Here is a 14,091-nt window from a genome sequence, read left to right on the forward strand (position 1 = left end):
GCGCTCCTCGCTCCCTTCTCGCTCCTCTGCGCTCACTCCTGTTTCAAAACACGATCCCCTCGCGCCCAGCGATCGTATGCACATCCTTATCGCCGCGCCCCGACAGATTGCACAGCACGATCTGGTCCTTGGGCATGGTGCGCGCCAACTTCACCGCCTGGGCGATGGCATGGCTGGATTCCAAGGCGGCCAGGATGCCCTCGGTGCGTGCGAGCTGATGGAAGGCGGCCAGGGCCTCGTCGTCGCTCACGCCCACGTACTCGGCGCGGCCGGCGTCCTTGAGAAAAGCGTGCTCGGGGCCGACGCCGGGGTAATCCAGGCCTGCGGAGACCGAATGGGTCTCGATGATCTGACCCTCGTCGTCGCACAACACATAGGTGCGGTTTCCGTGCAGCACGCCGGGGCGGCCGGCGGCCAGCGAGGCGGCGTGGTGGCCGCTGGCGATGCCCTCGCCCGCCGCCTCGGCGCCAACGATGCGCACCGAAGCATCGTTGAGAAAGGCGTGGAACAGGCCGATCGCGTTGCTGCCGCCGCCGACGCAGGCGGTGATCGCATCCGGCAGGCGGCCGTACTCGGCCAGCATCTGCGCGCGCGCTTCGCGCCCGACGATGGCGTTGAAGTCGCGCACCATGCGCGGGTACGGGTCCGGGCCGGCGACGGTGCCGATGATGTAGAAGGTGTCGCGCACATTGGTGACCCAGTCGCGCATGGCCTCGTTGAGCGCGTCCTTGAGCGTGGCCGAACCGCTGGTCACCGGCACCACGGTCGCCCCCAGCAGCTTCATGCGGTAGACGTTGATCTTCTGGCGCTCGATGTCGGTCGCGCCCATGTAGACCACGCATTCCAGGCCCAGGCGCGCGGCCACGGTGGCGCTGGCGACGCCGTGCTGGCCGGCGCCGGTCTCGGCGATGATCCGGGTCTTGCCCATGCGGCTGGCCAGCAGGGCCTGGCCGATGGTGTTGTTGATCTTGTGCGCGCCGGTGTGGTTCAGGTCCTCGCGCTTGAGCAGGATGCGCGCGCCGCCGACCTCGTCGCTCAGGCGCTGGGCGTGGTAGATCGGGCTGGGCCGGCCCACGTAGTGCGCGAGGTCGCGGTCGAAAGCCTCGATGAAGGCCGGGTCGATGCGCGCGGCGTCGTAGGCCGCGGCCAGCTCCTCCAGCGGACCGATCAGGGTCTCGGCGACGAAGCGACCGCCGTAGCGACCGAAATGGCCGGAGGCGTCCGGGTAGGCGTGGTAATCGGTAATGGCAGTCACGGCGCGGCTGACGAGTAGAGTCCCGCCACTTTATCGCAAGCAAGACCCGCCGATAACGCATAAAATAGGCCTGGCCTGTCAGTAAAACTCACTTATCCTATGAGCCGCGCCCTGCCCCCGCTCAACGCCCTGCGCGCCTTCGAGGCGGTGGCGCGGCTGGACGGCGTCGGCCGCGCCGCGGCCGAACTGCACGTGACCCATGGCGCGGTCAGCCGCCAGCTGCGCTTGCTGGAAGAGGCACTGGGCAGCGCTTTGTTCCAGCGCGAGGGGCGCGGACTGGCGCTGACGCCGGCCGGACAGCGCCTGTACGAGGCCGCCAGCGACGGCTTCGCGCCGCTGCGCGCGGCCTGGGCCGAACTGCAGCGACGCCCGGAACAGACCCCGCTGGTGCTGGGCTGCCCCGGCAGCGTGCTGGCGCGCTGGATGATTCCGCGCCTGGACCGGCTAGCGCGCGAGCGCCCGGCGCTGCGCCTGCACCTGGCCGCCAACGACACCGCACCCGATGCGGCGCTGGCCGGTCTGGACGCGGCGCTGCTGATCGCGGCGCCGCCCTGGCCGTCGGATTGGGCGGTGCGCGAGCTGGCGGTGGAGCGCATCGGCCCGGTGCTGAGCCCGCGTTGGCCGGGCGCGGCCGCATTGATCGGGACGCCGTCGGACGCGCTATGCGGGCTGGAATTGCTGCACACCGCCTCGCGCCCGCAGGCCTGGCGCGACTGGGCCGCGCGGGTCGGCTTGGACCCGGCCGCGCTGCGTCCGGGCACCGCCTTCGCTCATCTGTATTACTTGTTGGAAGCGGCCAACGCAGGGCTGGGCGTGGCGATCGCGCCGCAGCCGTTGGTGGCCGAGGATCTGGCCGCCGGCCGCCTGCTCGCGCCCTGGGGCTTCGTCGACACCGACGCGCGCTGGGTGTTGTGCGCGCCGAAGCGCCGCGAGGATGCGCGGGTGGCGGAATTGGCGACGTGGTTGCGCGAGGCCTTGGCGCGGGATTGAGCATGGTTGTTCGCCCTTGAGGGCGCACGTGCGCTTCGCGGTTCGATCGGAACTGGTCCCACCCGCTTTCTGTGGGAGCGACGTGAGTCGCGATCGGAGCATCCAGCTCTCCAACTCCGCCATCCTCTGCCGCCACGCATCGCGACTCACGTCGCTTCCACAGACAGCGAGCCGTAGGCTGCGGTGGCAACCGCACCGTCGCGGGCATGCGGTGGCTGGCGATGGTGCGATTCGCCTTTGGCTCACCACACCCCACGTCTTACGTCGTCGGCCGCAGGTCGCTTACGCCGCTCCTACCCCAAAGCAAGCCGTGCTTTGCGGCTCAATCGGCGTGGCAATCCGCGCGTCTCACTTCTTCGACGAAGCGCCGCATCAAATCGCCGTCCTTGCGGCCCGGCGCGCTCTCGATACCGCTGGACACGTCCACACCCCAGGGCCGGGTGGCCTGGATGGCGTCGAACACGTTATCGGGCACCAACCCGCCGGCGAGCAGGAAGGGCTTGTGCATGGCGGCCGGTATGCGCGACCAGTCGAAGGTCTTGCCGCTGCCGCCGCTGCCGCCGGCGACGTGGCTGTCGAGCAGGAAGCCGGCCGCGGCCGGGTAGCGCGCGTGCAGAGCCAGGCCCTGCGGCACCGCCGGATCGGCGCCCTCGCCCATCGCCACCGCTTTCAGATACGGCACGCCGAAGGAGCGACAGAAGGCGTCGTTCTCGTCGCCATGGAATTGCAGCAGGCTGGGCCGGACCTGGCGCACCACTTCGCGCACCTGTTCGGCCGGGTTGTCCATGAACAAGGCCACCGCATCCACCAGCGGCGCCAAGGCCTGACGCATCGCGCGCGCCTCTTCGGCCTCGACGCGGCGCTTGCTGGATTCGGCGAACACGAAACCGATCGCATCGGCGCCGAGCTCGCAGGCCAGGCGCACGTCGCCGGGGCGGGTGAAGCCGCAGAACTTGATGCGGGTACGGAACAGGGTCTTGGGCGCGTGGGTCACAGCAATACCTCCGCCGGCAGTGGCCAGTCCGCAGGGTAACGCGGACCGACGAACACCAGCCCGGCCGAGGGCGCGGTCGGCCCGGCTTTGGCGCGGTCGCGTCCGGCCAGCAGCTGCGCGATCCATGCTTCGGGTTGTTCGCCGCGCCCCACCGGCAGCAGGCTGCCGACGATGTTGCGGACCATGTGATGCAGGAAGGCGTTGGCCTGCACTTCCATCTCGACGATGTCGCCGTCGCGGCGCACCGCGATGTATTGCAGGTCGCGGCGCGCGTGCGGCGCCTGGCAATGCACGGTACGGAAAGCCGAGAAGTCGTTCTCGCCCAGCAGCGCCTGGGCCGCGCGATGCATGGCGTCGGCGTCGAGCGGACGCCGCTCCCAGCTCAGGTACTGGCGCTGCAGGGCCGGACGCACCGGCCGGTTGAGAATGCGATAGCGGTAGCGGCGCGCGCGCGCCGAGAAACGGGCATGGAAGTCGTCGGCGACCGGCACGCACCAGCGCACGCACACCGACGGTGGCAGGCGCGAGGTGGTGCCCAGCACCCAGCCGCGCGGCTCGCGCATCGCCGGGCCGTCGAAATGCACCACCTGGCAGGACGCATGCACACCGGCATCGGTGCGACCGGCGCAGGTCACGTCGATCTGGCGGCCGGCGACGAAGGACAGCGCCGCCTCGACCGCGCCTTGCACGGTGGGTTCGCCGCGCAGGTCGGGTTCGCCCGGCCGGCTCAGACGCTGCCAGCCGGAGAACTCGCCGCCGTCGTATTCGATGCCCAGGGCGTAGCGTCGCGTCGCGGCGGACGCCGCCGGAACCTCAGACGCCACGCATTACTCCAGTTCGCGCAACATCCGCGCGGCCTGCTGGCGCGCGGCCAGATCGCCGTTGACCGCGACTTCGCCCAATAGCTGACGCGCGCTTTCGTGATCGCCCAGGTCCATGTAGGCGCGCGCCAGTTCCAGGCGCTCCTGGCCCGGTTGCGCGGCCAGCAAGGGCTCCTGCACCGGCTGCTCGCCGTTGCCGACCGCGGCCACGTGCCACGCCGGCACCTTGCGCTCGGTACCGGGCGCGGACTGCGGCGTGGTCCAGAACGGCGCGGCCTGCGCGGCGGCGGCGGGCGTCGCGACGGTCGCTTCGGCCTCCACCGGCTCGACCGCGGGTTCGGCGAAGGCGTCGGCGATCGACGGGCCGGCGGCGCCGGCCGCGACCGGCGCGCGGAACACCGGCTTGGACGGACGCCGACGCAGGAACCACGCACCGAACGCGGCCAGCAGCAGGACCGCGCCGGTGATCGCCCACGGCAGCATCGCGCCGCCCTGCTCGGCGGCCTGTTTCTGGTTGGACTCGGCCAGGCGCTGCTGCGCCGCGGCCAGTTCGGTGTCCTTGAGCTGGATCAGCTGTTGCTGCTGCTTCTGCAGTTGCTCCAACTCGGCGACGCGGCCCTTGAGGTCGCTGAGTTCGGCCTCGCGTGCGGCCAGCGATTCCTTGGATTCTTGCAGTTCCTGTCGCAGCATCTGGCCCTCGCCTCCGGCATTGATGCCGGACTGTGTACCCGCCCGCGCGGCGCGACTGGCGCCGGGCGGGACGATTTCCAGACGCGCGCCGGCCGAGGCCGTCGCGTCCGTCGCAGCGCCGGCGCTGTTGCCGGCCGCGCGCGGCGCCGTCGCCAGCGGCACCGGCTCCACCGCCGGCTGCGGCGCCGGACGGCGCGCCTGGCGCCACTGTTGGATCTGCCCGCGCACCAGCGCGCTGGCTTCGCCTGCGTCGATGCTGGCCACTTCGTTGCCGCTGGGCACGCGCAGCACCGCGCCCTGCTTGAGGCGATTGACGTCGCCGCCGATGAAGGCGTCGGGGTTGGCGCGCAGCAGCGCGACCATGGTCTGGTCCAGGCTGGCGCCCTCGCCCAGTTCCAGCCCGCTGGCGATGCGCGACAAGGCGTCGCCGCGTTTGACTTCGATCGCCGCGCCGCCCGGATTCGCCGGCGCGGCGTCCAGCGGCGGCGCCGGGGTTGGCGCCGGCGGCGCGATCGCGATCGCGGTGGGTTGTTCGGGGAAGGCGTTGGCAGGCGCGGCCGGCACGGCGTCGACGGAGGCCGGGTCCGGCACCACTGCGGCCGGATCGGTCGGCGTGTCGCTGGCGATCACCGCGGCCGGATCGATCGGGCGTTCGATCAGATTGGACGGCGCCGACACCGGCGCCTCGATCGGCGGCTGCAGCGGCGCCGATACGGTCTTGGGGGTGTCGATCAGCGCCGAGTACTCGCGCACCAGACGGCCCTGGCCCCAGTCCACTTCCAGCAGGAAGGTCACCAGCGGCTGGTTCACCGGCTGCTCGCTGGTGACCCGGATCACCGGGTTACCGCGCGCGTCCAGGGCGACCTGGAATTGCAGATCGGAGACGATGCCCTGCGGCGGCATCAGGCCGATGCGGGCGAAGGTCTCCGGCGACGCCAGGCGTGCCTGCAGTTGTTCCAACTCGGCCGGATCGCTGGAGACGATCGGGATCTCCGCCAGCAGCGGCTGGTCGGAACGCGACTTGACCTCGATCTGGCCCAGACCGAGCGCGCAGGCGCCGCCGCTGGCCAAGGCCAGCGCCAATGCCAACACGGTACGCGCGAAACGATGCTTCACTCTGGTCCCACTCCCTGTCCCCTGGCGGCGACTCTAGCCGCCGCCACGGTTAATACGCAATGCGGCCGCAATACGGTCACATTACGCCCTGCGCCGCGTTTTAGGCGGCCCAATGCGGACCGCCCGACTTAAGCGCCGCGCTCAAGCGGCGTGCTGCGCGCGCTGCTCGGCCCAGACCAACTCGGCCAGCTGCACCGCGTTGAGCGCCGCGCCCTTGCGGATGTTGTCGGCCACCACCCACATCGACAGGCCGCGCGGATGCGAGATGTCGTCGCGGATGCGGCCCACGTAGACCGCATCGTGGCCGGAAGCATGGGTGACCGGGGTCGGATAGCCGCCGCCGACCGCCTCATCCACCACTTCCAGGCCCGGCGCGTCTTCCAGCAGCTTGCGCGCATCGGCTGCGCTGAGCTTCTCGCGGGTCTCGATGTGCACCGCCTCGGAGTGGGCGTAGAACACCGGCACCCGCACCACGGTGGCGTTCACGCCGATCGAGTCGTCGCCGAGGATCTTGCGGGTCTCCCAGACCAGCTTCATCTCCTCGCTGGTGTAGCCGTTGTCGAGGAAGTCGCCGCCGTGCGGGATCACGTTGAACGCGATCTGCACCGGATACACCTCGGCCTTGGTCTCCTGGAAATTCAGCAGGCCCGCGGTCTGCCGACCCAATTCCTCCAGCGCGCGCCGGCCGGTGCCGGACACCGACTGGTAGGTGGCGACGTTGATGCGCTCGATGCCGACCTTGCGATGGATCGGCGCCAGCGCGACCAGCATCTGCATGGTCGAGCAGTTCGGGTTGGCGATAATGCCGCGCGGACGGTTGGCGATCTGCTCCGGATTGACCTCGCTGATCACCAGCGGGATGTCGTCGTCGTAGCGGAAGGCCGAGGAGTTGTCGATCACCACCGCGCCGGCGGCGGCGAACTTGGGCGCGTATTCCTTAGACACCGAACCGCCGGCCGAGAACAGGGCGATGTCGACGCCGGACGGGTCGAACGTGGCCAGGTCCTCGATCACCAGGGTTTTGCCTTCGAACTGAAGTTTCTCGCCCGCCGAGCGTTCGCTCGCCAACACATGCAGTTTGCCGATCGGGAACTTCCGCTCGGCGAGGACTTTCAGCATGGTTTCACCGACCGCTCCGGTAGCACCGACCACGGCGACATTGCAGGACGTCTTGGCGTTCATCAGTCTCGATTTACCTGGCTTGTTAAAAAGCGGAGATTGGGGATTCGGGATTCGGGATTCGTCAAAGCGGCCCAGACGCGGCCCCGCCTCTACCAATCCCGAATCCCCAATCTCGAATCCCGGCTCCTCGATTATCGGCTAAGCGCGGCGCCAATGCGCGAATCGGCGTTCCATTCGCGCGCAACGCGCGCGCGGGGTTCAGGCGCTGCGTTTTCCACCGCCGGCCAGGGCCTCGGCATTGAGCGGCGACGGCGGACGCCCGGCGTCGGGGCCGCGGTCCAGCGCGGCGATCAGATTGGCCACCGCCAGCGCGACCATGGCGCGGCGCGTGGCCAGGCTGGCGCTGGCGATATGCGGGGTCAGGACCACGTTGCGCAGCGCCAGCAGGCGCGGATTGACCGCCGGCTCGCCCTCGAACACGTCCAGGCCGGCCGCGGCCAGGCGCCCGGCCGCCAGCGCGTCGGCCAGCGCCGCTTCGTCGATCAGGCCGCCGCGCGCGATGTTGGTGAGGGTGGCGTGCGGGCGCAGCCGCGCCAGCGCGGCCGCGTCGACCAGGTGATGATTGGCCGGCGAATACGGCAGCACCAGGACCAGGTGATCGGCGCGCTCGAACAGCGCTTCGAAGCCGACGTACTCGGCGGCGTGCTCGCGTTCCACCGCGTCGGGCAGGCGGCTGCGGTTGTGGTACAGCACGCGCATGCCGAAGCCGGACGCGCGCCGGGCGATGCCGCGACCGATCCGGCCCATGCCGAGGATGCCCAGGGTGGCGCCGTGGATGTCGCCGCCCAGCAGCGATTCGAAACTCCACTGCCGCCAGTGGCCGTCGCGCAGCCAGCGCTCGGCCTCGGTGATCCGGCGTGCGGTCGCCATCATCAGGGCGAAACCGAAGTCGGCGGTGGTCTCGGTCAGCACGTCCGGGGTGTTGGTGGCCAGGATTCCGGCCGCGCTCAGCGCCGCCAGGTCGAGGTTGTTGTAGCCCACGCCGACATTGGCGATCGCGCGCAGGCGCGAGGCGCCGGCCACCTGGGCCGCGCCGATCGCGTCGTTGAGGGTAACCAGGGCGCCGTCGGCCTGGCGCAGGGCCGCGGCGACCGCGTCCGGGCTGTGCTGGGTCACCGCGGCGGTGCCGACCACGTCGAAGTGCTCGTCCAGCCGCCCGATGATGTCGGCGAACAGCGGTTGCGAGACCCAGACGCGCGGACGCTCAGCCATCGGCGTCGCCGGCCGGAATGCGCGGCGTCACTTCGCCCACGTCGCCGCACTGGGCGCGGTGGCGCAAGGCCTGGTCCATCAGCACCAGCGCGACCATGGCCTCGCAGATCGGGGTGGCGCGGATGCCGACGCAGGGGTCGTGGCGGCCGGTGGTGATCACTTCGACCTCGTTACCGTGCACGTCCAGGCCGCGCCCGGGCAGGCGCAGGCTGGAGGTCGGCTTGAACGCGGTCGAGCAATGCAGTTGCTGGCCGGTGCTGATGCCGCCGAGGATGCCGCCGGCGTGGTTGGAGGCGAAACCGGTACGCGACATCTCGTCGCGATGCTCGCTGCCGCGCGCGGCCACCGCGGCGAAACCGTCGCCGATCTCCACGCCCTTGACCGCGTTGATGCTCATCAACGCCGCCGCCAGTTCGCCGTCGAGCTTGCCGTAGATCGGTTCGCCCCAGCCCGGCGGCACGTTGTCGGCGATCACGTCCACGCGCGCGCCGACCGAGTCGCCGGACTTGCGCAGCGCGTCCATGAAGGCCTCCAGCTCGGCGACCTGGGCCGCGTCGGGCCAGAAGAAGGGATTGTCCTCGACCACGCCGAGGTCGTAGCCGTTGGGGAATATCTCGCCGATCTGCGACATGAAGCCGCGCACCCGCACCCCATGACGCTCGGCCAGCCACTTCTTGGCGATCACGCCCGCGGCCACGCGCATGGTGGTCTCGCGCGCCGAGGACCGCCCGCCGCCGCGCGGATCGCGCAGGCCGTACTTCTGCCAATAGCTGTAGTCGGCGTGGCCGGGACGGAACTGCTCGGCGATCGAGCCATAGTCCTTGCTGCGCGCATCGGTGTTGCGGATCAGCAGCGCGATCGGGGTACCGGTGGTGCGTCCCTCGTACACGCCGCTGAGGATCTCGATCTCGTCGGCCTCGCGCCGCGCCGAGGTGTGGCGGGTCTTGCCGGTGGCGCGGCGGTCCAGATCGTGGCGGAACTCCTCCGGCGCGATCGCCAGCCCCGGCGGGCAGCCGTCGACCACGCAGCCGATCGCCGGGCCGTGGCTCTCGCCGAAGGTGGTGACCCGCAACAGGCGGCCGAAGGTGTTGTTCGACATGCGTCTCTCTCGTCAGCCGCGGCGCGCGCGTTTCACAGCGCGCATGCCGCTATTTCGGTTTCGGCCTCGCGCATCAGCGCCAGGCGGTCGCGGTCCGGGCCTGCGCCGTCGCGGGACAGCGCGATGTAGAACTCGTGGCCCTGGGTGGCGCTGAATGACCGCTCGCGCAACGCCACCAGGCCCAACCGATTCAGATCGTCCAGCAGCAGGCGGAACCAGCTCGGGGTGAAGCACCAGGCGTGGATATCCAGGTAGGCATCGTGCTTGCGCACCGCGTCCATGCCCGTATTCGCGTCCTGGACAGTGTGCACGAACTCGACCGAACTCAGCGAGCGCCCCGCCGCCAAGGCCGCGTCCCAGGCGATCCGCCCGTCCAGCTTGACCACGTTGAGGAAGTAGTCGGCGACCTGGCCCGGACTGTGATTGCGCCGGCCTTGCAGGTGCGCGTCGATCAGCTGCGACAGCCCGGTCAGGGCGCGCAAGCGGTCGAAGCAGTAACGCTGGTCGGGCACCGCCAATGACAGCACCCGGCCCTCGCGCAGCAGCGTGTCGCAGTGGTGGAGGAATCCGACCAGATCGGGCACGTGCTCGATCACATGCGAGGCGATGCCCCCATCGTAGTGCGCGCTCCGCGCCGGTCAGTTCGGCATAGCGGCCGCCCTTCCAGACGAAGTCGACCTCTTCGATCGCGTCCAGGTCGACGCCGTGATCGCGGTACTGGTGCACCAGCGCAGCGCGATCGGCGTGGTCCAGCACCTCGACGTCGTAGCCCTCGCGCCTGGGCGCGACCGGGTTGTGCGAGGGGCCGATCTCCAGACCACGGCCGCGCGCATCCAGCGGAGCCAGTATGCGCGCCTTCCTGTCCATGCCGGCCCGGATCAGCCGCCGCGCTGGCTCGCGAGCTCGGCGATGCGGGCGTGGTGCTCGACCAGATCGCCGCGCTCGGCGACGAAGATGCCCATCTGCCCGACCTTGAACTCGACCCAGGCCAGCGGCAGCTCGGGCAGCAACTCGACCAGGGCGCGCTCGGCCTCGCCGACTTCGCAGATCAGCAGGCCGTGCTCGCTCAGATGGTCCGGGGCGTCGCGCAGGATGCGCAGGGCCAGGTCCAGGCCGTCGTCGCCGGCGCGCAGGCCCAGCTCGGGCTCATAGGAGTATTCCTTGGGCAGCGCGTCGGTTTCGTCGTTGGTGACGTAGGGCGGATTGGTCACGATCAGGTCGTAAACCTCGCCCTGCAGGCCGTCGAACAGGTCCGACTTGCGCAGCTCGACGTTGTCGGCGTGCAGGCGGGCCTTGTTCTCGGCCGCCAACGCCAACGCGTCGTCGTTGATGTCGGCGCCGTGCACCAGCCAATCGGGGTGGTAGTGCGCGGTCGCGATCGCGATGCAGCCCGAACCGGTGCACAGGTCCAGCGCGCGCTCGACCTGACGGCCGCCCAGCCAGGGCTCGAAACCCGACTCGATCAGCTCGGCGATCGGCGAACGCGGCACCAGGGCGCGGCGGTCGCTCTTGAAGCTCAGGCCCGCGAACCAGGCCTCGCCGGTCAGATAGGCGGCCGGGATGCGCTCGCCGATGCGGCGCTCGAACAGCGCCAGCACCGCGTCCTTCTCGTCCGTGGTGACCTTGGCCGCGCCGTAGACCGGGCTCAGATCGTGCGGCAGGTGCAGCGCATGCAGGACCAACTGGGTGGCCTCGTCCAGGGCGTTGTCGTAGCTGTGACCGAAGGTCAGCCCGGCCCCATTGAAGCGACTGGCGCCGTAGCGGATCAGGTCGATGACGGTCAGTTGCTCGAAGGTGACGGAGGGCACGGCGGATCCGGAAACGTAACAGGGCCGCGCATTATAGCGGCCCGCCGCCCGGCCAAGGCTGCCGCGCTCCGGGCGCGGCGGGGCGCGCGGACCTGATCACCCGGCCAGCCGCACCCCGCCGGCGGCGCTTAAAGACTCAATTCGTAGGCTGCGGCATCCGCCTGCGCGGCCACCGCCGACACCAGCGACCGGTAGACCATGGCGCCGACCGCGACCTGCGCGGCCCCCGCCAGCAACAGCAGGCCGAACACCAGCCCGGTCTCGGGCACATGCAGGGGCAGTTCCATCATCAACGGCAGACTGACCATGGCCAGTCCCAGCAACCAGGCGATCGCGACCAGCTTCCTGGCCGCCCGCAAGGACCGCGCCCCACCCGCCGCCGCCCCCTGCCCCGAGCCATCCAGCAGGCGCCGGCCCGCCAGCGCCACCAGACAGGTCGCCAGCACCGAGGCCCGAATCTGCAGCATCCCGGCCGTGATCGCGCCCCACTTGGACAACTCGACGACGTTCAGGTTGGTCCCGCTGATCCCCAGCACCGCGACCGCGACCGCCAGCAACAGGACCGCAAAGCCGGCCAACACGCCGCCTTCGACCATGCGCACGGAGGCGGACCAGTCGAAGTCCGGGGTGGTATTGCCGGCGGGGTCTTTTTCGGTCATGGCCTGCCTACTACCCTGCGTCCCTGCTAAGACACCTGACGGTTCACTTTAACTCCAGAACCGCATTCCCTTACAAGCATCCAATCTACTGAATCTGTTCGGGCAAGCTGCAGGCCTTGTAGTAGACCTGGCAATCGTTGAAACCCGCCTCCTCGCACATCTTCATGCCCCGCTCGGCCGTGATTTCGACCGTGGGCCCAGCATGCGAACGCGAGTAACCGACTGCTGCGATCACGACCGCGCACTGATTGTCGTATACAAGGTTGACCTTGCAACCCTTCCCGCCTTTCGCTCGACACTCTGCCAAGGCCTCGCTCTTCGCTCTGCGCTTGCTGGTGGCAGCAACCGAAGCCCCGACCCCGACATTGCTAGCCCCATAATCAAACGAGATCGCGCCCCATCGGCTTTGCCACCTGGGACCGCCCGCATCGTTTCCAGGGTCGTTCGCCGCAGGTAATGGAACGCAATTTATAACGCCTGTCATGGGGCCGGGAGCTTGCGTAAATCCGTCAGGACATTGCCCATCGCTTGCTGCGTTGAAGCTCAGAGCCAACAGAGCAACACCCAGGCATACCTGCCGTTTTGTACTCATGGCCTGATCCATCTCTCCGATGCTGCATCCGATGATCTGACTATGCCCTGACAACAGGCCTGGCAGGCCTTCCATGCCCCATCCACCGCGCCATGCGCCCGCACTCACAGCCGCCGTTTTTTCACTGCTTGAGCGCGCTTCTCGATGCTCCCTACGCCGAGCAGATGAAGCAGAGAAGAGTCGCCAGACGGCAAAACCATGCTCAATTAACGCACACGCTCAGCATAACTACAGTCGCTGTAGAACACCCTGCAGCCTTCGCTAACCCCTTCACAGTCGCGGGTACCCAAAGCAACCGCTGCCTCCGCAGTAGCAGCGCGCGCCACGCTGAATTTCGTCTTCCCAACAACCAAAGCTGCGCATTGGTTGTAGTACGCGATATCAACTAGACACTTAACTCCCCCCTTCGCCCGACAGTCCGACAGAGCGGCCTTCTCCGCGGCCCTTTTGCTCGCGAAACCGGTCGAGAAACCCAAGCTGGGTGCGTTAGGGTCCGCCGCGATTGCTCCCCAACGCTTTGCCCACCGTACGCTCTGTCCGCCTGCCTCATCACCGTAGTAGCCCGGCGGGATGGGTCCGCAAGAATTGGTGGAAGTTCCCGTATGCGGAATCATGCCTGCGGGGCAGCCGCCCTCTGCACGAACGGAAACACCACTCATTGATACATACAACACGACCGCGAGGCCGCGTCGTCGGTATCGGTGCATTCTTCTCTCGGCAGATTGAGCAGAACACTTCATCTGATTCGAACTGGAAGGCTACAACCGGAATAGTAGACTCGGCAGCCCGCGTCGAGCTCGCCGCACCGCTTCATTCCAACTTCTGTCGCGACCCGAACGGACTCCGCGCCTTGCGACAAATACTTTGAATCACCTGTGATCATCACTGCGCACTGATTGTAGTAGACCAGATCCACCTTGCAGGCCTTGCCACCCTGCGTCTTGCATTGAGCGAGCGCTTCCTTTTGTGCCGCCCGCTTTCTCGGTATGTCGGAAGCCGCGCCGAAAGCGGCATTGGCGCCATCGGTTGCAATCGCTCCCCAACGCGTAGCCCACTTGGGACCGGACCCACCCGACTCCGCCCCCCCATCAGGAATTGGAGCGCAGCCCAGTACACCGGGACCGTTCTGAGGATAAAAGCCTGGCGGGCAGGTACCACCTTCCGCCCGAACCATCCCTACCGGCCCAACAACTAGCAGCAAGAGGACAATGAGTGGAATCTTCATCGGCGATTTCCTCTTGAATTGATGACTTCATCCCGTCCTGGCTGGCTGCTCGCAACACCGTAGGGAGTATTTGCTGGATTGTTGAATGCCCCGGTTTTCGCTGTCTCTATCCGCTTCAAAACGTCGAGCTGCGGCTGCGCGGGAAATTTACCGTATCTGCTGAGGCAGACTACAGGCCTTGTAATAGACTTGGCATTGACTAGTCCCAGCCTCATTACACATCTTCAAACCTCGTGCTGCTGCAATCTCTACAGTTGCTCCACCGTGTGACCTCGAGTAGCCGACGCCAGCAATGACGACGGCACATTGATTGTCGTATATCAGGCTGATCTCACACTTCTGCCCGCCTTTCCCTCGGCACTCCGCCAACGCCGCTTGTTTTGCCTTGCGCTTGCTGCTCATTGCCGCAGCCGCCCCTACGCCGACATTGCTTTTGCCCTCATCGATC

The 14,091-nt window shown here is 68.3% G+C and carries 12 protein-coding genes; 1 reads left to right on the forward strand and 11 read right to left on the reverse strand.

The window, feature by feature from the left end:
- Nucleotides 1–43 precede the first annotated feature (43 nt).
- Nucleotides 44–1,255 (reverse strand): tryptophan synthase subunit beta, encoded by a 1,212-nt coding sequence (gene trpB / locus ASD69_RS06860; protein WP_056175457.1) that lies wholly within the window; start codon nt 1,253–1,255, stop codon nt 44–46.
- A 99-nt stretch (nt 1,256–1,354) separates the two neighbouring features.
- Between trpB and ASD69_RS06865 the strand changes: the two genes are divergently transcribed.
- Complete coding sequence (locus tag ASD69_RS06865) at nt 1,355–2,245, forward strand: LysR family transcriptional regulator (RefSeq protein ID WP_056175460.1); 891 nt, start codon at nt 1,355–1,357, stop codon at nt 2,243–2,245.
- Between the two features lie 322 nt (nt 2,246–2,567).
- On the opposite strand, the gene ASD69_RS06870 is transcribed toward ASD69_RS06865, so the two are convergent.
- The 10 genes from ASD69_RS06870 to ASD69_RS21130 form a co-directional block, all read right to left on the reverse strand.
- Nucleotides 2,568–3,239 carry a phosphoribosylanthranilate isomerase gene (locus ASD69_RS06870; protein ID WP_056175463.1) on the reverse strand — a complete coding sequence of 224 codons (672 nt, stop codon included), beginning with the start codon at nt 3,237–3,239 and terminating at the stop codon, nt 2,568–2,570.
- Nucleotides 3,236–4,063 (reverse strand): tRNA pseudouridine(38-40) synthase TruA, encoded by an 828-nt coding sequence (gene truA, locus ASD69_RS06875; RefSeq protein ID WP_056175466.1) that lies wholly within the window; start codon nt 4,061–4,063, stop codon nt 3,236–3,238. Before truA ends, ASD69_RS06870 begins: the two co-directional genes overlap by 4 nt.
- Before the next feature lie 3 nt (nt 4,064–4,066).
- Entirely contained in the window at nt 4,067–5,866 is a 1,800-nt protein-coding gene (locus ASD69_RS06880; protein WP_235567154.1) for a FimV/HubP family polar landmark protein, read from the reverse strand.
- A 141-nt stretch (nt 5,867–6,007) separates the two neighbouring features.
- Nucleotides 6,008–7,048 (reverse strand): aspartate-semialdehyde dehydrogenase, encoded by a 1,041-nt coding sequence (locus tag ASD69_RS06885; protein ID WP_056175472.1) that lies wholly within the window; start codon nt 7,046–7,048, stop codon nt 6,008–6,010.
- Nucleotides 7,049–7,246: 198 nt separating this feature from the next.
- Nucleotides 7,247–8,260 (reverse strand): D-glycerate dehydrogenase, encoded by a 1,014-nt coding sequence (locus ASD69_RS06890; protein WP_056175475.1) that lies wholly within the window; start codon nt 8,258–8,260, stop codon nt 7,247–7,249.
- Entirely contained in the window at nt 8,253–9,359 is a 1,107-nt protein-coding gene (gene aroC, locus ASD69_RS06895; RefSeq protein ID WP_056175478.1) for a chorismate synthase, read from the reverse strand. Before aroC ends, ASD69_RS06890 begins: the two co-directional genes overlap by 8 nt.
- A 32-nt stretch (nt 9,360–9,391) precedes the next feature.
- The gene (locus ASD69_RS06900; RefSeq protein ID WP_157499060.1) at nt 9,392–9,943 is read right to left on the reverse strand and encodes a hypothetical protein; all 552 of its coding nucleotides are present in this window, start codon (nt 9,941–9,943) and stop codon (nt 9,392–9,394) included.
- Between the two features lie 294 nt (nt 9,944–10,237).
- A complete protein-coding gene (gene prmB / locus ASD69_RS06905; protein ID WP_056175484.1) occupies nt 10,238–11,167 on the reverse strand; it encodes a 50S ribosomal protein L3 N(5)-glutamine methyltransferase in 930 nt (309 codons plus the stop codon).
- 128 nt (nt 11,168–11,295) lie between these two features.
- Nucleotides 11,296–11,826: a hypothetical protein gene (locus ASD69_RS06910; protein WP_056175486.1), complete on the reverse strand. Its 531-nt coding sequence runs from the start codon at nt 11,824–11,826 to the stop codon at nt 11,296–11,298.
- Nucleotides 11,827–11,911: 85 nt separating this feature from the next.
- Nucleotides 11,912–12,493, reverse strand: coding sequence for a DUF4189 domain-containing protein (locus ASD69_RS21130; RefSeq protein WP_082576308.1), 582 nt, complete (start codon nt 12,491–12,493; stop codon nt 11,912–11,914).
- Nucleotides 12,494–14,091: the final 1,598 nt, after the last annotated feature.

The sequence above is a fragment of the Lysobacter sp. Root604 genome, assembly GCF_001427505.1.
Taxonomy (GTDB): domain Bacteria; phylum Pseudomonadota; class Gammaproteobacteria; order Xanthomonadales; family Xanthomonadaceae; genus Lysobacter.